11 protein-coding genes and 1 riboswitch are annotated in these 18580 nt (G+C 73.5%); of the genes, 10 read left to right on the forward strand and 1 reads right to left on the reverse strand.

Annotated elements, in window-relative coordinates; all coding sequences use genetic code 11:
- The first annotated feature begins 68 nt into the window (after window positions 1-68).
- From AB0B33_RS37905 to AB0B33_RS37935, 7 genes are all read left to right on the forward strand, one after another.
- Complete coding sequence (locus AB0B33_RS37905; protein WP_360781129.1) at window positions 69-1691, forward strand: penicillin-binding transpeptidase domain-containing protein; 1623 nt, start codon at window positions 69-71, stop codon at window positions 1689-1691.
- 142 nt (window positions 1692-1833) lie between these two features.
- Window positions 1834-2517, forward strand: coding sequence for a metalloregulator ArsR/SmtB family transcription factor (locus AB0B33_RS37910; protein ID WP_360781132.1), 684 nt, complete (start codon window positions 1834-1836; stop codon window positions 2515-2517).
- Between the two features lie 97 nt (window positions 2518-2614).
- Window positions 2615-4093: a potassium/proton antiporter gene (locus AB0B33_RS37915; protein ID WP_247024708.1), complete on the forward strand. Its 1479-nt coding sequence runs from the start codon at window positions 2615-2617 to the stop codon at window positions 4091-4093.
- Window positions 4094-4358: 265 nt separating this feature from the next.
- A riboswitch (SAM riboswitch) is annotated at window positions 4359-4473 on the forward strand.
- 39 nt (window positions 4474-4512) lie between these two features.
- Window positions 4513-5913 carry an aminotransferase class V-fold PLP-dependent enzyme gene (locus AB0B33_RS37920; protein WP_360781136.1) on the forward strand — a complete coding sequence of 467 codons (1401 nt, stop codon included), beginning with the start codon at window positions 4513-4515 and terminating at the stop codon, window positions 5911-5913.
- Window positions 5914-5929: 16 nt separating this feature from the next.
- Window positions 5930-6547 (forward strand): hypothetical protein, encoded by a 618-nt coding sequence (locus AB0B33_RS37925; RefSeq protein ID WP_360781140.1) that lies wholly within the window; start codon window positions 5930-5932, stop codon window positions 6545-6547.
- 77 nt (window positions 6548-6624) lie between these two features.
- Entirely contained in the window at window positions 6625-7221 is a 597-nt protein-coding gene (gene lspA / locus AB0B33_RS37930; protein ID WP_247025186.1) for a signal peptidase II, read from the forward strand.
- Window positions 7218-8147 (forward strand): RluA family pseudouridine synthase, encoded by a 930-nt coding sequence (locus AB0B33_RS37935; protein WP_247024703.1) that lies wholly within the window; start codon window positions 7218-7220, stop codon window positions 8145-8147. Before lspA ends, AB0B33_RS37935 begins: the two co-directional genes overlap by 4 nt.
- On the opposite strand, the gene AB0B33_RS37940 is transcribed toward AB0B33_RS37935, so the two are convergent.
- Window positions 8144-9169, reverse strand: a complete 1026-nt coding sequence (locus AB0B33_RS37940; protein WP_360781143.1) for an AsnC family protein — start codon at window positions 9167-9169, stop codon at window positions 8144-8146. The genes AB0B33_RS37935 and AB0B33_RS37940 overlap by 4 nt on opposite strands.
- A 135-nt stretch (window positions 9170-9304) precedes the next feature.
- Here AB0B33_RS37940 and AB0B33_RS37945 point away from each other — a divergent pair, with 135 nt between their 5' ends.
- From AB0B33_RS37945 to AB0B33_RS37955, 3 genes are all read left to right on the forward strand, one after another.
- Entirely contained in the window at window positions 9305-15928 is a 6624-nt protein-coding gene (locus AB0B33_RS37945) for a DUF885 domain-containing protein (RefSeq protein ID WP_360781146.1), read from the forward strand.
- Between the two features lie 400 nt (window positions 15929-16328).
- Complete coding sequence (gene fahA / locus AB0B33_RS37950) at window positions 16329-17534, forward strand: fumarylacetoacetase (protein WP_360781149.1); 1206 nt, start codon at window positions 16329-16331, stop codon at window positions 17532-17534.
- Window positions 17535-17614: 80 nt separating this feature from the next.
- Window positions 17615-18529 carry a YhjD/YihY/BrkB family envelope integrity protein gene (locus AB0B33_RS37955; RefSeq protein WP_360781152.1) on the forward strand — a complete coding sequence of 305 codons (915 nt, stop codon included), beginning with the start codon at window positions 17615-17617 and terminating at the stop codon, window positions 18527-18529.
- The last annotated feature ends 51 nt before the right edge of the window (window positions 18530-18580 follow it).

Raw genomic sequence — 18580 nt, forward strand, 5'->3', positions numbered from 1 at the left:
AGTGGCAAGTAAGGTGCTGACCCGACTTGCCACTCACGGTCGTGGCGGGCACGGGGGAGGGAACCGGGATGAGTCCTGGCAAGAGACGCGGGATCCTGATCGGCGGCGCGCTGCTGGTCGTCGCGGTCGTGGTGGCGGCGTTCTTCGTGCTCAACGGCGGGGACACGGCGCCGACGGCGGAAGCCGGGGCGACTTCGGTCGACAACCCGGGCGCGCTCGACCCGCACTCGGCGATCACCGAGTACCTGCAGGACCTGACCGAGAACAACCCCGACGCGGCCGCCCGGCTGACCGACGACAACGCGGCGGCCGCGGTGGCGCTGCGGGACGCCCGGAACACGCTGAACCCGACGTCGGTCGGCGCCAAGCTGACCCTGCTGCAGCCGACGCCGGCCGGCGCGAAGACGACCGGGGGCACGTTCACCTTCTCGTGGTCGCTGAAGGGCGGCCTGTGGAGCTACGACGTGCAGTTCCAGCTCGGGCTGGCCGGCGGCAAGTGGCTCGTGCACTGGGCGCCGTCGCTGCTGCACCCGAAGCTGGAGGCGGGCCAGCGGCTGGTGGTGGGCACCGTCGCGACGGACACCACCGCGGTCGCCGACCGCGACGGCAAGCCGCTGCTCATCGCCGGGTCGGGCGGCCTGCGCCCGGTCGAGGGCAACCCGGCGCCGCTGCTGCGGTCGGCGCTCGCCGGCCAGGTCACGGCCGCTTCGGGCAGCGGGTTCGCCGTCCAGCGCGTCGACGTCGGCGGGAAGAGCCTGGAGACGCTGTTCGGGAAGCCGGCCGACGCCGGGTCCAAGCCCCTGACGTCGAGCTTGAGCCTGTCCGCGCAGAACTCCGCGCAGGCCGCGGTCGACGGCTACCCGGGATCGGCCATGCTGGTCGCGCTCGACACCGGCTCGGGCGACCTCCTCGCCGTCGCCCAGAACGCGGCGGCCGGGAACTCCCCGAAGGCGCTCAGCGGGCTGTACGAACCCGGTTCGTCGTTCAAGATCGCGACGTCCGTGGCGGCGGTCCAGCAAAGCGGGCTCACCGCGGGCTCGCCGGTGGACTGCCCCGGCGTCGCCACGATCGGCACGCGCACGGTGCGCAACGAGGACTTCGAGCTGGGCGCGACGAACCTGCAGACGGCGTTCGCGCGGTCCTGCAACACGACGTTCGGGCAGCTCGCGCTGGCGCTCCCGGCGGACGGGCTGAAGAAGGCGGCCGACGAGCTGGGCCTCAACGCCGACTACGAGATCCCCGGCATCAAGACGGAGCTGGGCAAGGTCGAGCCGGCGGCGAGCAAGGACGAGCAGGTCGAGGACGGTTTCGGCCAGGGCCGCATCCAGGCCAGCGCCCTCGGCGGCGCGGTGATGGCCGCGACGGTGGCGGCGGGCAAGGCGATCACGCCGAGGCTGTGGCACGACCTCCCGACCACGGTGGTCAAGGGCTACTCGGCCCCGCCCGCGGCGGTGCTCGGCGAGGTCCGCAAGCTGATGCGCGCGGTGGTGACCAGCGGAACGGGCCGAGCCGCGGCCGGCGCGGGAACGGTGTTCGGCAAGACGGGCACGGCCCAGTTCGGCGACGGTTCCGACGCGACGGGCTGGTTCGTCGGGTACCGGGGGACCGTGGCGTTCGCGGTGGTGCTGGAGAACTCGAACGACTCAGGCCCGGCGGTCACCCTGGCGGCGAAGTTCCTGAAAGCGCTCTGACCGCCCAAGCCGCACTTTCACGTGAAAGTGCGGCTCCCAGGTCGGCACTTTCACGTGAAAGTGCCGGGTCCTTGGACGGAACTTTCCCTATGAAAGTGACGCTTCGGCGGGGGTCGAAGGGTGGAGCTCGTAGCGTGGGGGCATGGAGACGATCGCCCTCGCCGAGGTCGCCGCGGTGCTCGCCGACCCGAGCCGGGCCACCATGTGCCTCGTCCTGCTCGACGGGCGGGCCTGGACCGTCGGCGAGCTCGCGAAAGCGGCCGGGATCGCGCTCTCCACCGCCAGTGAGCACGTCACGCGGCTGTCCGACGCCGGCTTCGTCGCCCGCGTCAAGCAGGGCCGCGCCAGCTACGTGCGGATCGCCGACCCGCGCGTGGCCGAGCTGATCGAGCACCTGGCCCAGCACGCCGCACACCGCCCGGTCACCGGGCTGAAGGCGTCGCTGCGGGTGAAGCGGCTCGGCTTCGCGCGCACCTGCTACGACCACCTCGCCGGCGTGCTCGGGGTCGCCCTCCGCGACGGCATGCTCGCGACCGGGCTCGTCGACACCGCCGACGGCCTGACGCTGACCGGGCACGGCCGCGAAGTCCTGGACGGTCTCGGCGTGCCGGTCGCCGCCGGGCGGCGGGCGCTGCTGCGCGACTGTCTGGATTGGACGGAGCGCCGCGACCACCTCGCCGGCGCGCTCCCGGCGGCGTTGCTGGACCGGGCCGTCGACGCCGGCTGGGTCGTCCGCGACGGGCACCGCGCGGTGAAGGTCCTCCCGGCGGCGCGGCGGCCGTTCACGGCGCTCGGGGTCGAGCTCGACGCGCTCGGCTGTCCTTAACACACCGGGTGTCCGACTCGCGGCAGCGGTACACGAACGTGTTAACCCGCCCGCCTCACTATTCTGAGGGCCCCACGGCACTCGGGAGGGAGGCGGCATGGACCAGCTTCCCGTGCTGCTCGGCGTCGGCGGCGTCGTGCTGCTCGCCTCCGTGCTCGCCGTGCGGGTCTCGATCCGGCTCGGCCTGCCCTCGCTGCTGCTCTACCTCGCGATGGGCGTGCTGCTGGGCGAAGCCGGCTTCGGCATCCGCTTCGACAACCCCGAGCTGACCCAGTCGCTCGGCCTCGCCGCGCTCGTCATGATCCTCGCCGAAGGCGGGCTGACCACGCGGTGGTCGGCCGTCAAACCCGCGCTGGGCATCGGTATCGCACTGTCCACAGTGTCCGTCGTGGTCAGCGTCGCGGTCACCGGCGCGGCCCTGCACTGGCTGCTGGGCCTCGACTGGCGGATCGCGCTGCTGTGGGGCGCGGTGCTCGCCTCGACCGACGCGGCGGCGGTGTTCTCGGTGCTCCGCTCGGCCGGGATCGGCAAACGGCTCACCGGCGCGCTCGAACTGGAGTCCGGCATCAACGACGCGCCGGCCTACATCGCCGTCGTCGTGCTGGCCGAAGGCACCACTGTGGACTGGTCGCTGCCGCTGCTCGTGGTCTACGAGCTCGCGGCCGGCCTGGCCATCGGGCTCGCGTTCGGCTGGCTCGGCGGGATCGCGCTGCGCCGCGCCGCGCTGCCGGCGACCGGCCTGTACCCGCTGGCCACGGTCGCAGTGTGCGTCGTGGCGTATTCGTCCGGGCAGCTGCTGCACGCGTCCGGGCTGCTCGCCACCTACGTCGCCGCGCTGGTGCTCGGCAATTCGCGGCTCCCGCACCGCTCCGACACGCTCTCGTTCGCCGAGGGGCTGGGCTGGCTGGCCCAGATCGGGTTGTTCGTGCTGCTCGGCCTGTTCGCCTCGCCGGGCCGGCTGCTCGACGCGATCGTGCCCGGCCTGGTCGCGGGCGCCGTCGTGCTGCTGCTGGCGCGGCCGATCTCGGTCGTGCTGGCGATGCTGCCGTTCCGGCTGCCGTGGCGGGAACAGGCGTTCCTGTCGTGGGCCGGACTGCGCGGCGCGGTGCCGATCGTGCTCGCCATGATCCCGCTGTCGCACGGGGTGCCCGGCGCGCAACGGCTGGTCGACGCGGTGTTCGTGCTGGTCATCGTGCTGACGCTGCTGCAGGGCGCGACGCTCGGCCCGCTCGGGCGCTGGCTCGGGCTGGCGAAGAAGTCCGAGGCGCACGAGATCGAGGTCGACTCGGCCCCGCTGGACGAGCTCGGCGCCGAACTGCTGCAGGTGCGCATCCAGCCCGGGTCCAAGCTGCACGGCGTGTACCTCTCCGAGCTGCGGCTCCCCGTCGGCGCGACGGTCAGCCTGGTCGTCCGCGGCGAAGCGGGCTTCACCCCGCAGAAGACCAGCCGGCTGCAGGAGCACGACCAGCTGCTGGTGGTCACGACGTCGGCGGTGCGCGACGCCGTCGAGCTCCGGCTGCGCGCCGTCGACCGGGCCGGGCGCCTGGCCCGCTGGAAGGGCGAGTCGGGTCGCTGACGCGGCCGGCTCTCGTTCTCATGGGTGGCTACCCGCGCCGCTCGCCGCCACCGGCCACCTGCAGCACCGCGCCGGCGGCCACTGGGTGACCCTCGACCACGCCGAGCAGTACGAAGGCACCGCGACGCACCTCGCCGACGACGCCGTGATCCCGCTGCCCGGCCGGTTCCGCGCGAAGCTCTGACCAGGGCGCGCTGTGAACGGCGTCTCAGAATGTGAGGAGGGGGTTGGCCACCCGGCGCGTTCTCGGTTACCTTCTGTGCCAGGTCATGAGTGCCAGCGCGAAGCCCCGGCTTGCTGGCCGGCAACCCTCCTACCGCGGTGGGGTGCCCCGGGTGAAGACCGGGCCGGTCGCGTCCCGCGACGGGCAAGCGCGGGCCCCTCGCCGGGGTCCCCCGGACCGCCGAGGAGGCACCCCGATGACTCTCGCCATCGACCGCACCAGCGCCACGACTTCCGGAACCCCGCACGCCGCCGAACCGGGTCTCGCCACCGCCCCGGCCGCCCGTGGCACCGAATTCCTTGCCCCGCAGGGCATCCCCACTGTCGCCGGCGCGGCGCTGCGCGTCCCGCTCGTCACCGGCGAAACCATCGGGTACGCCAACCTCGACCACGCGGCGAGCGCCCCCTGCCTCGACGCCGTCCGCGCCAAGGTCGACGAGTTCCTGCCCTGGTACGCCAGCGTCCACCGCGGCGCCGGCTTCGCCTCGCAGGTCTCCACCAAGCTCTACGAGCGCACCCGCGACGTCCTGCGCCGGTTCGTCGACGCCCGCCGGACCGACACCGTCGTCTTCACCCGCAACACCACCGACTCCTTCAACCTGCTCGCCCGCAGCCTGCCGCGGCACACCACCGTCGTCGTCTTCGACACCGAGCACCACGCCGCGCTGCTGCCGTGGCAGGGCCCGAACGTCCGGCGGATCCCGGCCCCGCGCACGCGTCTCGCCGCAGTGTCCGCTGTGGACGAAGCACTCGCGGGTTCCCCGCAGGGGCCCCGGCTCGTGGTCGTCACCGGCGCGTCCAACGTGACCGGTGAGCTGCTCCCGGTGGCCGAAATCGCCGCCGTGGCGCGGAAGCACGGCGCCCGCATCGCCCTCGACGCCGCGCAGCTCGCGCCGCACCGCCGGATCTCGATCCGGGACCTGGACGTCGACTACGTCGCCGTTTCCGGCCACAAGCTGTACGCCCCCTTCGGCGCCGGCGCGCTGATCGGCCGCGCGGACTGGCTGCGCGCCGCGCGCCCGTACCTCGCCGGCGGCGGCGCGACGAAGCTCGTCACCGAAGACGCCGTCGTCTGGAACGACGGCCCCGAGCGCCACGAAGCCGGTTCGCCCAACACCGTCGGCGTGTACGCGCTGGGCGTCGCGTGCGAGACCCTCTCCCGCGACTGGGACGCCGTCGTCGCGCACGAACAGGCGCTGCTCACCCGGCTGCGCAAGGGACTCGAGAGCATCCCGGGCTGCGCCGAACTGCGCCTGTTCGACGCGCCGGTCGACCGCGTCGGCACGGTCAGCTTCACCGTCGCGGGGTTCGACCCGGGCTGGCTCGCGGCGGTCCTGTCCGCGGAGTACGGCATCGGCGTGCGCGACGGCGCCTTCTGCGCCCACATCGCGGCCAAGCGCCTGATCGCCGTCGCCGGCGGCGAGGGGCAGCAGGCGATCCGCGTCAGCCTCGGCCTGGGCAGCACCGAAGAGCACGTCGACCGCGTGCTGCTGGCGCTGCGCCGGATCGTCGCGCGCGGAGCGGACTGGGAGTACGCGAAGGTGGACGGCCGCTGGGCGCCGGTCGGCGACCCGCGGGAGCTCCCGCCGTTCTGCTGAGCGTTAGCCTGGCCCGATGGGGAGAGGACCGCGTTTCTGGTTTCCGCTGGCGTTGCTGGGTTTCGCGCTGATCGGCGCGGCGGTGGTGCGGCTGCTGTCGCGCCGGAGCCCGGCCGAGGGCGACGCCGTGAACCTCGTTTCCGGACCGCTGGAGCAGCAGCACCTCGGCACCGGCGGCGTCGGCGGCACGGGCTACCCGGCGACGCAGTTCTTCACCCAGGACACCTACTACGCCGCGGGGGCGGAGCTGCCCGCCGGGCCGGTGTGGCTGGTCGCGCTGCTCGTGGTGGTGGCCGGCACGGCCGTCTGGTACGCCCTCGCGCTGCGCCCGGCCCGCACCGGGTGGTTCGTCCTCGGCACGCTCGGCGCGCTGCTCGCCGTCCCGCTGCTCGACCTGGTGGGGTCCTGGCAGTTCCGGCTCGGGGACGGGCTGCGCGGCCCGCTGCTGGCCACCCTCGGCCTGCTGGTGCTCGCGGCGTACGAACGCAGCGTGTTCCTCCTGGTCACCGCGGCCCTGTTCGCGCTCGTGGCCGTCGTGCTCTCGGCGGACCTCGTGGGCGTGCTGCTGGCGGCGCTCGTCCTGCTCGCCGCCGCCTTCGCCGCCCTGCTCCGGCACCGCCGCGACACCGCTTGACCAGCGCCGTGGACAATGGACCGGTGAGCACCGAGCCCAGCCGTTCCGAACCCGACACCGCCGCGCCCGAAGAGGCGGTGCCCGACCCGGCTGCCGACGCCCCGGAGAACCCCGAGGTCCCGGCGAAGCCGTTGCTGCCGAAGCGGCGGGTCGGCTGGGTGTTCGCGATCGCCGTCGTGTTCTGGGCGATCGACCTGGTGACGAAGAACCTGGTCACCGCCAACCTGGAGGGCAAGGAGCCGGTCAAGATCCTCGGCGGGCTCATCTACCTGCAGGTGATCCGCAACCCCGGCGCCGCGTTCTCGATGGCCACCGGCATGACGTGGGTGCTGGCGCTGGTCGCGCTCGCCGTCGTCATCGCGATCATCTGGCTGTCGCGGCGGCTGCGCTCGATCGGCTGGGCGATCGGCCTGGGCCTGGTGCTCGCCGGGGCCACCGGCAACCTGACCGACCGCATCTTCCGCGCGCCCGGCGGGCTGCAGGGCCACGTCGTCGACTTCATCTCGGCGTTCGCGCCCAACGGCAAGGGCTTCGCGATCTTCAACATCGCCGACTCGGCGATCTGCGTCGGCGGCGCGCTGATCGTGCTGCTGTCCCTGCTGGGCAAGGACTACGACGGCACGTCGACCAAGGACAAGAAGAAGATCGAAAAGACGCAGGAGGAGCAGGCGTGAGCTCGCGGATGCTCCCGGTGCCCGACGGGCTCGACGGGATGCGGGTCGACGCCGGCCTCGCCAAGCTGCTGGGCCTGTCCCGCACGGTCGTCGCCGAACTGGCCGAGTCCGGGGACGTGCTGCTCGACGGCCGTCCCGCCGGCAAGTCCGACCGGCTCTCCGGCGGCGGCCTGCTGGAGATCACCCTGCCGGAGCCGGCCAACCCCGTCGAGATCGTCGCGGAGCCGGTCGAGGGCATGAAGATCCTCCACGACGACGACGACATCGTGGTGATCTCGAAGCCGGTCGGCGTCGCCGTGCACCCGAGCCCGGGCTGGACCGGACCGACGGTGGTCGGCGGCCTCGCCGCGGCCGGCCTGCGCATCGCGACGTCGGGCGCGGCCGAGCGCCAGGGCGTCGTGCACCGGCTCGACGCGGGCACGACCGGCGTGATGGTGGTGGCCAAGAGCGAGCACGCGTACACGGTGCTGAAGCGCGCGTTCAAGGAGCGCACGGTCGACAAGGGCTACCACGCGATCGTCCAGGGCCACCCGGACCCGACGCGCGGCACGATCGACGCCCCGATCGACCGCCACCCCCGCCACGACTACAAGTTCGCCGTGGTCCAGGGCGGCCGCCCGAGCGTGACGCACTACGAGGTGGTCGAGGCCTTCCGGGCCGCGTCGCTGACGCACATCAAGCTCGAAACCGGGCGCACGCACCAGATCCGCGTCCACTTCTCGGCGCTCCGGCACCCCTGCGTCGGCGACCTGACCTACGGCGCGGACCCGGTGCTGGCCCGCCACCTCGGCCTGAGCCGCCAGTGGCTGCACGCGAAGACCCTGGCCTTCGCCCACCCGGCGGACGGCCGGTGGGTGGAGTTCGAGTCCGAGTACCCGGACGACCTGGCGAAAGCGCTGGAGACCCTGCGGGACGAGAGCTACTAGTCCTCGATCGCCCAGGTCAGCGTGCGCTCGTCCGGCTCCGGCCGGGGGCTCCACCGGACCGACACCACGCGCGTCGCGTCCGGCAGGACGTACACCGTGTGCCCGCCGAGGGTTTCGCCCGGTTTGACGCCGATCTTGTGCGGGGGCCGCGAGGTCAGCGAGACCGGCGCCTTGCCGATCGCCGTGCCGTCGGCGGCGATCAGCTCGAGGTAGTTGTCGGGCAGCGACGCGAACGGGATCGCCCCGCGGTTGGTGATCTCGGTGTGCACGACCACCGCGCGCTCGCCGTCCTCCAGGCGGTAGCCGGCCGCGCTGAACAGGTAGTCCGCCGGGTCTTGGACCTCCAGGAGCTGCACCGACAGCTGCTCGCCCTCCAGGCCCTGGGTCTCCATGACCTCGCCGAGCCGGCCGCGCTTGCCCGTGCCGGCCGGTTTGACCGGCTCGTCGCCGCGGGCCCAGGACGCCGTCTGCGGCAGTCCCCAGGTGCTCACGGCGGGGTCCACCGGCGGCGGCGTGAACGAGCGCGGTGGCTGCGGCGGGCGCGGCGGCGGGCCCGGGTACCGCCCGGACGGCGTGCCCTGCACGTTGTACGCCCCCGACGGCGCACCTTGCACGTTGTAGGGACCCGAAGGCGCACCCTGCACGTTGTACGGGCCGGAGGGCACACCCTGGACGTTGTACGGCCCCGACGGCGCGCCTTGGACGTTGTACGGCCCCGGCGGACCGCCCTGGACCGGCGGCGGCTGCTGCGGTACCGGCTGCGACGGCGGCGCCGGGTACTGCTGCTGCGGCGGCCGGTTCGCCCACGACGGCGGGGCGCCGGCGATGGCCGCCCGCAGCCCCTGCGGGTCGCTTTCCACGCCGACGAGCAGCGGGAGCCCGCTGCCGGACAGCGCCACCAGCCGGTAGGCCACCTCGCGGGGATCCATGCCGACCTTGGCCGCGAGCTCGTGCACCGCGGTCTTGCCGAGTTCGGCGAGCGCGGCGAGCAGGCGGGCATCCACGGGATCGGTCACGGCCACTCCCGGAACGCTACCGCTTCGCCCGTCCGGCCGTACCGAAGGCCGTCCACCCCCGGCGTAATGCGCGCCGTTTCTGTCGGTGATCTCCGTTAGGGTCGCGGGCGAGACACCGATCGAAGCTGGGGGGTCCTGCCCATGACCGCGGTCACCGAACTCGCCGACGAGTTCGTCGAAGCGCTGTTCGCCGCCGATCCGCTGACGCCCGCGTTGCTGGGCATCCGCCCGGCGGAACCCGGTCTGCCCGACCAGTCCGCCGAAGCCGAGCGCGCGTTCCGGGCGCGGCTGGCGGAGTTCCGGGAGCGCGCTCGCGCGATCGCCGCCGACGGCCTCTCGGCCGAGGACCGCGTCACCCGCGAGGTGCTGATCTCCACGGCCGAGAACCGCATCGCGTCGGCCGAGAGCCGGATGGCCGAGTTCACCGTCACCGACCTCTCGATCGGGCCCGCGGCCGGCCTGCTCCTGGCGCTGCCGATGACGACCGTGACCGCGGGCGAGGCCGCGCAGGCGCAGCTCGGGCGGCTCGCCGCCGTCCCGGAGTTCCTCCGCCAGTCCGCCCGGCGCCACGCCGAGGGCATCGCCGACGGCCTGGTCCCGGTGGCCCACCTGGTCGACGCCGCGATCGCCCACCTCGACCGCTACCTCGCCGACCCGGCGGCCGACCCGCTGCGCCGCCAGCCCGCGCCGGACGAAGAGTTCGAGCGGCGGCGCGAGGAGCTGCTCACCGACGTCGTGCGCCCGGCCTTCGCCGAGTACCGGGCGTTCCTCGCCGACGAGGTGAAGCCGCACGGGCGGCCCGAAGACCGGCCCGGCCTGTCGTGGCTGCCGGACGGCGAAGCGACGTACGCGCGCTTGGCGCGGATGCACACGACGACCGAGCACACCCCGGCGGAACTGCACCGGATCGGGCTCGACGTCATCGACTCGCTCGCCACCGAGTACCGCGAGCTGGGCCGGAAGGCGTTCGGCACCGACGACCTCGCCGAGATCTTCGAGCGCCTGCGCACCGACCCCTCGCTGCGCTGGGGCAGCGCCGACGACCTGCTGGACACCGCCCGCACCGCCGTCGCCCGCGCGGCCGCGGAGGCGCCGAAGTGGTTCGGCCGGATCCCCGAGGAGCAGTGCACGGTCGAAGCGGTGCCGTCGGAGGTCGCGCCCGGCGCGCCCGCGGCGTACTACCTGCGCCCGGCCGCCGACGGCTCGCGGCCCGGCATCTACTTCGCGAACACCCACCAGGCCACCGAGCGGCTCCGGCACATGGCGGAGACGACCGCGTTCCACGAAGCCGTGCCGGGGCACCACTTCCAGCTCAGCATCGCGCAAGGGCTCACCGAGCTGCCGCTGCTGCGCCGCATCGGCGGCTTCACCGCGTACATCGAAGGCTGGGGGCTCTACAGCGAGCGCCTCGCCGCGGAGATGGGGCTCTACTCCGACGACATCGCCCGGCTCGGCATGCTGGCCGGCGACTCGCTGCGGGCGGGCCGGCTGGTCGTCGACACGGGGCTGCACGCGTTGGGCTGGAGCCGCCAGCAGGCCATCGACTACCTGCTGGAGCACACGCCGGAGGCGCGCCCCGAGATCGAGTCGGAGGTCGACCGCTACATCGCGTGGCCGGGCCAGGCGCTGTCGTACATGGTGGGGCGGCTGGAGATCCAGCGGAACCGGGCCCGCGCCGCCGAGCGGCTCGGCTCGCGGTTCGACGTCCGCGCGTTCCACGATCTCGTGCTGGCCGGCGGCCCGCTGCCGCTGTCGGTGCTGACCTCCGTCGTCGACGAGTGGGTGGCCGGGCACGGTGACAGCGTGGGCGGCCTGGCGAACGAGCTCGTCGAGCTGACGTTCGAGCAGGAGCCGATGACCCCGTCGATCCTGGGCCTGCCCGGCGACCACGACCGGCTCGGCGACCAGAGCCGGGCCGGGAAGGAACGCTTCCGGGCCTCCTACACCGCGCTGGCGGCCCGTGCGCGGGCGCTGCCCGCCGAAGGCCTGTCGCGGGAAGAAGCCGTCACGCGCGAGGTCGTCATCGCCGCCGCCGAGGTGGAGGCCGACCGGCTGGGCGCGCGCACGGCCGACATCGCGGTCAGCGACGGGCTCACCGCGCCCGCGCTCGAGCTGCTGATGTACCTGCCGTACTACAAGCTCGACGACGAGAAGAAGGCCCGCGGCTACCTGGCCCGGCTCGCCGCGGTCGAGTCGTTCCTGGCGACGCTGACCGAGCGGCAGCGCGAGAGCCTCGCCGACGGGCTCGTCCCGCCGGCGTACCTCGCCCGCGTCGGCGTCGAGTACATCGACCGCTACCTCGCCGCACCGGAGCGGGACCCGCTCAAGGTCGGCACGACCGCCGCCGTCGAAGGCTTCGAAGCCGAGCGCGACCGGTTGCTCGCCGAGATCGTCCACCCGGCGTACGCGCGCTACCGCGACTTCCTGCGCACGGAGGTCGAGCCGGTCGGGCGCCCCGACACCGCACCCGGGATCAGCCACGTCCCGGGCGGTGCGGAGCGGTACGCGGCGCTGATCCGCGCCGAAACGACCACCGAGCGCACGGCGCAAGACCTGCACGAAACCGGGCTGGCGCTGATCGAAAAGCTCGGGGAGGAGTACCGCGAACTCGGCGCGAAGGTGTTCGGCACCACCGAACTCGCGGAGATCTTCGACCGGCTGCGCACCGACCCGGCCCTGCGCTGGCGCGACGGCGACGAGCTGCTGTCCGCGGCGCGGGACGCCATCGCCCGTGCCGAAGCCGTCGCCCCGCGGTGGTTCTCGCACCTCCCGGCGGAGAAGTGCGAGGTCGCGCCGGTCCCCGAGGCCGACGCGGCGAGCGGCACGATCGCGTACTACCTCCCGCCGTCGCTCGACGGCACGCGGCCGGGCACCTACTACGCGAACACCCACGAAGCGGAGAAGCGGCCGCGGTTCACCAGCGAGGCCATCGCCTTCCACGAAGCCGTGCCGGGCCACCACTTCCAGCTCAGCCTGGCCCAGGAGCTGAGTGACCTGCCGCTGCTGCGGCGGGTCGGCATGTTCAACGCCTACGCCGAGGGCTGGGGCCTGTACGCCGAGCGCCTCGCCGACGAGATGGGCCTGTACTCCGACGACGTCTCGCGCTTCGGCATGCTGACGCAGGACTCGATGCGGGCCGGCCGGCTGGTCGTCGACACCGGGCTGCACGCGCTGGGCTGGAGCCGGCAGCAGGCCATCGACTTCCTGGTCGAGCACACGCCGATGGCGCGGCTGGAGATCGAAGCCGAGATCGACCGGTACGTCGCCTGGCCCGCCCAGGCGCTCGGGTACATGGTCGGGCGGCTGGAGATCCAGCGGCTGCGCACCGAAGCCGAAGTGGCGCTGGGGGAGCGGTTCGACATCCGCGGCTTCCACGAAGTCGTGCTGGGCCACGGCATGCTGCCGCTGTCCGCGCTGGCCAAGGTGGTCACGGACTGGGTGGCCGACCAGGGCGACACGCCCGACCGGCTGGCCGACGACCTGCTGGCGCTCAACTTCGAGCGGCAGCCGCTGTACCCGTCGGTCTTCGGGCTGCCCGGCGACCACGGCAAGCTGCCGGACCCGGGCGCGGAAGACCGCTTCCGGGCCGGGTACGCGGCGATCGTCGCGCGGGCGGAGGCGCTCGACCCGGCGGGGCTGCCGGCCGCCGATCGGGTCACCCGCGAGGTCGTGCTTTCCCAGGCGCGCACCGAAATCGACGAGATCGATTCGCGCCGCGGCGACATCGCGGTCAGCGACGGTCTCGGCTCGCCCGCGTTGCAGCTGCTGCTCTACCTGCCGCAGACGGTGCTGGACGACGAGCCGAAGGTCCGCGGCTACCTGAGCCGGCTCGCCGGGGTCGACGGCTACCTCGAGGCCATGATCACCCGGCAGCGGGCCGCGCTCGCCGAGGGCCTGACGCCGCCGGAGTTCCTGGTGCGCATCGGCATCGGCTACGTCGACCGGTACCTCGCCGCCCCGGAGAGCGACCCGCTGCGGGTGACACCGCCGTACGCGCTCGAAGGCTTCGAGGCCGAACGCGACCGGCTGCTCGCGGAGGTCGTCCACCCGGCGTACCGGCGGTACCGCGCGTTCCTGGCCGACGAGGTCGTGCCGGTCGCGCGGCCGGAGACGTCCCCGGGCATCGGTGACCTGCCGGGCGGCCCGGAGCGGTACGCGGCGCTGATCCGCGCCGAAACGACCACCGAGCGCACGGCGCAAGACCTGCACGAGACCGGGCTGGCGCTGATCGAGAAGCTGGGGGAGGAGTACCGCGAGCTGGGCGAGAAGATCTTCGGCACGACCGAACTCGCCGAGATCTTCGACCGGATCCGCACCGACCCGGCGCTGCGCTGGCGTGACGGCGAGGAGCTGCTGGCCGGGGCCCGCGCCGCCATCACGCGCGCGGAAGCCGTGGCCCCGCAGTGGTTCTCGCGGGTCCCGGCGGAAAAGTGCCAGGTCGCGGCGGTACCCGAAGCGGAGGCGGCGAGCGGCACGATCGCGTACTACCTCCAGCCCTCGCTCGACGGGACGCGCCCGGGCACCTACTACGCGAACACCCACGAGGCCGAGAAGCGGCCGCGGTTCACCAGCGAGGCCGTGGCGTTCCACGAAGCCGTGCCGGGGCACCACTTCCAGCTGTGCCTCGCGCAGAACCTCACCGGCCTGCCGCTGCTGCGCCGGATCGCGCACGTGAACGCCTACGGCGAGGGCTGGGGCCTGTACGCCGAGCGGCTGGCCGACGAAATGGGGCTGTACTCCGACGACGTCGCGCGGCTGGGCATGCTGACGCAGGACTCGATGCGCGCCGGTCGCCTGGTCGTCGACACCGGGCTGCACGCGCTCGGCTGGAGCCGGCAGCAGGCGGTCGACTACCTCGTCGAGCACACGCCGATGGCGCGGCTGGAGATCGAGGCGGAGATCGACCGGTACGCCGCCAACCCGGGCCAGGCGCTCGGGTACATGGTGGGGCGCCTGGAGATCCAGCGCCTGCGGGCCGAAGCCGAGCAGGCGCTGGGCGAGCGGTTCGACATCCGCGAGTTCCACGACGTCGTCCTCGGCAGCGGGACACTCCCGCTGCCAGTGCTGGCCGGCGTAGTCGCCGACTGGGTGGCCGGGTACCGCGACACGCCCGACCGGCTCGCGGACGAGTGCCTGGAGCTGATGTTCGAGGCGCAGCCGCTGCTCCCGTCGCTGTACGGCCTGCCGAGCACGCACGACAAGCTCGCCGACCAGACCGCCGAGGCGGCCGGGCGGTACCGCGCCGGGCTGGCCGGGATCATCGAGCGGGCCGAAGCGCTCGACGCGTCGGTGCTGGACCAGGCCGAGCGCGTGACGCGGGACGTGGTGATCTGGCAGGCGCGCACCGAGATCGACCTGCTCGACTCCGGCCGGGCGGACATCGCGGTGAGCGACGGCCTGGCCGCCCCGGCCCTGCTGCTGCTGGTGGAGCTGCCGCAGACGGTGCTCGACGACGAGCCCAAGGCCCGCGGCTACCTGAGCCGGCTCGCGGCCATCGGCACGTACCTCGACCAGCTGATCGAGCGGCAGCGGGCGGCGCTCACCGAGGGGCTGACGCCGCCGGAGTTCCTGGCGCGCATCGGCATCGGGTACGTCGAGCGCTACCTCGGCGCCCCGGACGAAGACCCGCTGAAGGTCCCGGTCCACGGGCACGAGGCCGAGCGCGACCGGCTGCTCACCGAAGTCGTGCGGCCCGCTTACGAGCGGTACCGGGACTTCCTGGCCGGCGAGGTCGTCCCGGTCGCGCGCCCGGAGACGTCCCCGGGCTTCGGCGACCTGCCGGGCGGCCCGCAGCGGTACGCGGCCCTGATCCGCGCGGAGACGACGACCGAGCGCACGGCCCAAGAGCTGCACGACACCGGGCTGGCGATCATCGAGAAGCTGGCGGAGGAGTACCGCGAGCTGGGCGAAAAGGTGTTCGGCACGACCGAACTCACCGCGACCTTCGAGCGCATCCGCACCGACCCGGCGTTGCGCTGGCGCGACGGCGAGGAGCTGCTGGAATCGGCCCGGCAGACGATCGCCCGGGCGGAAGCGGTGGCGCCGCAATGGTTCCTGCGCGTCCCGGAGCAGCGCTGCGAGGTCGCGCCGGTCCCGCCGGCCGAGGCCGAAAGCGGCTCGATCGCGTACTACATCGACCCGTCACTGGACGGTTCGCGGCCGGGCACCTACTACGCCAACACGAACGAGGCCGACCAGCGGCAGCGGACGCTGAGCGAGTCGGTCGCGTTCCACGAAGCCGTGCCGGGGCACCACTTCCAGCTGACGCTGGCCCAGCAGCTGACGGGGTTGCCGCTGCTGCGCCGGATCTGCATCTTCAACGCCTACGTCGAAGGCTGGGGCCTGTACGCCGAGCGGCTGGCGGACGAGATGGGCCTGTATTCCGACGACGTCTCGCGCTTCGGCCTGCTGACCCAGGATTCGATGCGCGCGGCCCGCCTGGTGGTGGACACGGGCATGCACGCACTGGGCTGGAGCCGCCGGCGCGCGGCGGACTTCCTCCGGGACAACACCCCGATGGCCCCGATCGAGATCGAGGCGGAGATCGACCGCTACGCGGGCCACCCCGCCCAGGCGCTCAGCTACATGGTGGGCCGCCTGGAGATCATGCGCTTGCGCAAGGAAGCGGAGCAGGCACTGGGGGAGCGCTTCGACATCCGGGAGTTCCACGACACGGTCCTGGGCAGCGGCTCGCTACCCCTCCCGGTCCTGGCCACGGTGGTAGCCGACTGGGTGGCCGCCCGCTCCGCGGCAGGCAGCGAGTGACGACTGCGCCCCACCGGAACCCGGCAAGCCTTACCGGGGCCCGGCCGGCGCCTGCTCACCCAGCGGCCCGGACAGCACCGGCGTTCGGTGCTCGCCTGGGTGGCGTGGTCCGGCCGGAATCACCAGCGGTCGGCCATCGGGCGGCCCGGACCGTGGTGGTGTTCGCGAGCCGCCCGTCCCGCCTCGAACGACCAGTGTGCGGCCGTCCCGTCGTGCGGACCGTGGCGGCGTTCGGTGCTGGCCCGGGTGGCGGGTTCCGGCCGCAACGACCAGCGGCCGGCCATCGGGCGGTGCCGACCGTGGCGGTGTTCGCAAGCCACCCGGCCCGCCCCGGCGGCCGCCCGCAACGACCCACGCGCGGCCGTCCCGTCGTGCGGACCGCCCGGAACGAGGAGCGATCGTGACCTGGCTCGAACTCGCCGAAGACACGCCGTTCGGCTTGGCCAACCTGCCCTACGGCGTGTTCTCGGTGGCCGGCGCGCCCGAGCGGCGCATCGGTGTCCCCATCGGCGAGTACGTCCTCGACCTGACCGCCGCGGCCGCCGAGACCGCGGCCGCCTTCGCGCCCCTGCTCACCGCCGGGGTGCTCAACCCGCTGCTGGCCGCCGGGCCGGGAACCTGGCGCGAGGTCCGCGAGAGCGTCCGGGAGTGGCTGACCGAACCCCGGTACGCCGATGCCCTGCGCCCGCACCTGGTGCCGCTGACCGAGGTGACCACCCACCTCGCCTTCGACGTCGCCGACTACGTCGACTTCTACTCCAGCGAGCACCACGCCCTCAACGCCAGCCGGATCTTCCAGCCCGACGTCACCGAGCTGGCGCCGAACTGGAAGCACCTGCCGATCGCCTACCACGGCCGGGCCGGCACCGTCGTCGCTTCCGGCACGCCGGTCGTCCGGCCGCACGGGCAACGCAAGCCGCGCAACGCCGATGCGCCTTCGTTCGGGCCGTCGCAGCGGCTGGACATCGAGGCGGAGGTGGGGTTCGTCGTCGGCGTTCCGTCCACTCCGGGCACGCCGGTGTCCACCGCGGACTTCGCCGGCCACGTCTTCGGCGTCTGCCTGGTCAACGACTGGTCGGCGCGCGACATCCAGGCGTGGGAGATGCAGCCGCTGGGCCCGTTCCTCGGCAAGTCGTTCGCGACGTCGGTGTCGCCGTGGATCGTCCCGCTGGCCGCGCTCGACCACGCGCGCGTCGACGGGCCGCCGCAGGACCCGGAGCCGTTCGAGTACTTGCGGACCGGCGAGAAGTGGGGCCTGGACCTGGCGCTGGAGATCCGGCTCAACGGCCACCTGGTCTCGAGCCCGCCGTTCGCGACGCAGTACTGGACGGCGCCGCAGCAGCTGGCGCACCTGACCGTCAACGGCGCGAGCCTGCGCACCGGCGACCTCTACGCGTCGGGCACGGTGACCGGCCCGGAGCGCGATCAGCGCGGTTCGCTGCTGGAGCTGTCCTGGGGCGGGCGGGAACCGTTCGAGCTGCCCGGCGGTCAGACCCGCGCGTTCCTGGAGGACGGCGACGAAGTGGTGATCAGCGCGACCGCGCCCGGTCCCGGCGGCACGCGGATCGGGTTCGGCGACGTGCGGGGCACGGTGGTGCCCGGCTAGCGCGTGACGATCCGGCGCCCGCCGTGTCCGGACTGCGGAGGACACGTGCGGATGAGAGGGTCGGTGCGGTGCGAGAAGCGGTGAAGAGGGGGTTCCGGCGAGCCGGGGCGACGCTGGCCCGGTACCGGGAGCGCGACGGCGACCACTACGCCGCCGCGGTGACGTTCTTCAGCCTGCTCGCGCTCGTCCCGCTGATCATGGTCGCCGTCTCGGTGGCCGGCTTCGTGCTGGCCGGTGACCGGATCCTGGCCGCCGAGCTCGACCGCGTGATCGGCAGCTCGCTGCCGCCCGAACTCTCGGGCCAGGCGACGAACGTCGTGCACACGGTCGTCGGCGAGCGCGGCCGGATCGGGCTGCTGGCGCTGGCCGTCGCGGTCTACTCGGGGTGGAGCTGGATCAGCAACGTCCGCGACGCGGTCACGGCGATGCTCGGCCAGGAACGCACCCCGCGCCCGCTGCTGCGCGGCATCGTCACCGACGTCCTGGTGCTCATCGGCATCGGGCTGGCGATGGCGGTCTCGTTCGGCCTGGCCTCACTGACCGGCGCGGCCGGCGCAGGCCTGCTCCGCCTGACCGGCCTGGACGGCGGCTTCGCACACTTCGTGCTGGTCGCGGGCTCGCTGCTGCTCGGTCTGGCGGCGAACTGGCTGGTCATCGCCTGGTGCCTGGCCCGCCTGCCCCGCCGACCGCTCCCGCTGCGCTCGACCCTGCGCCCGGCCGGCGCGGCCGCGGTCGGCCTCGGCGCGATCCAGCAGGCCGGCGGCCTCTACCTGCACCTGCTGGGCCGTTCCCCGGCGGTCGCGGCCTTCGGCACCCTGGTCGGCCTCCTGCTGTTCGGCTACCTGATCGTCCGCTGGCTCCTGATGGTCACGGTCTGGCTGACGGTCCGCGACGAGCCGACGGGCACCCTCGCGGCCGACGTCCGCTACGCGGGCACGACGTTGGGCGCGGGCGCCTCGGCGGAGCTGGTGGTCCGCACCCTCTCCGGCCGCTGAGCTGCCAGGATTCACCCGGATCGGTGCCGTTCTGGCCTTGGCGATGTTCGT

Source organism: Amycolatopsis sp. NPDC049159 (genome assembly GCF_040648295.1).
Taxonomy (GTDB): domain Bacteria; phylum Actinomycetota; class Actinomycetes; order Mycobacteriales; family Pseudonocardiaceae; genus Amycolatopsis; species Amycolatopsis pretoriensis_A.

Coding starts and splice junctions, on each gene's coding strand:
- AB0B33_RS37920 (WP_360781136.1), top strand. CDS start 4,513: ATGACTCTCGCCATCGACCGCACCAGCGCCACGACTTCCGGAACCCCG.
- AB0B33_RS37925 (WP_360781140.1), top strand. CDS start 5,930: ATGGGGAGAGGACCGCGTTTCTGGTTTCCGCTGGCGTTGCTGGGTTTC.
- AB0B33_RS37905 (WP_360781129.1), top strand. CDS start 69: ATGAGTCCTGGCAAGAGACGCGGGATCCTGATCGGCGGCGCGCTGCTG.
- AB0B33_RS37910 (WP_360781132.1), top strand. CDS start 1,834: ATGGAGACGATCGCCCTCGCCGAGGTCGCCGCGGTGCTCGCCGACCCG.
- AB0B33_RS37915 (WP_247024708.1), top strand. CDS start 2,615: ATGGACCAGCTTCCCGTGCTGCTCGGCGTCGGCGGCGTCGTGCTGCTC.
- AB0B33_RS37945 (WP_360781146.1), top strand. CDS start 9,305: ATGACCGCGGTCACCGAACTCGCCGACGAGTTCGTCGAAGCGCTGTTC.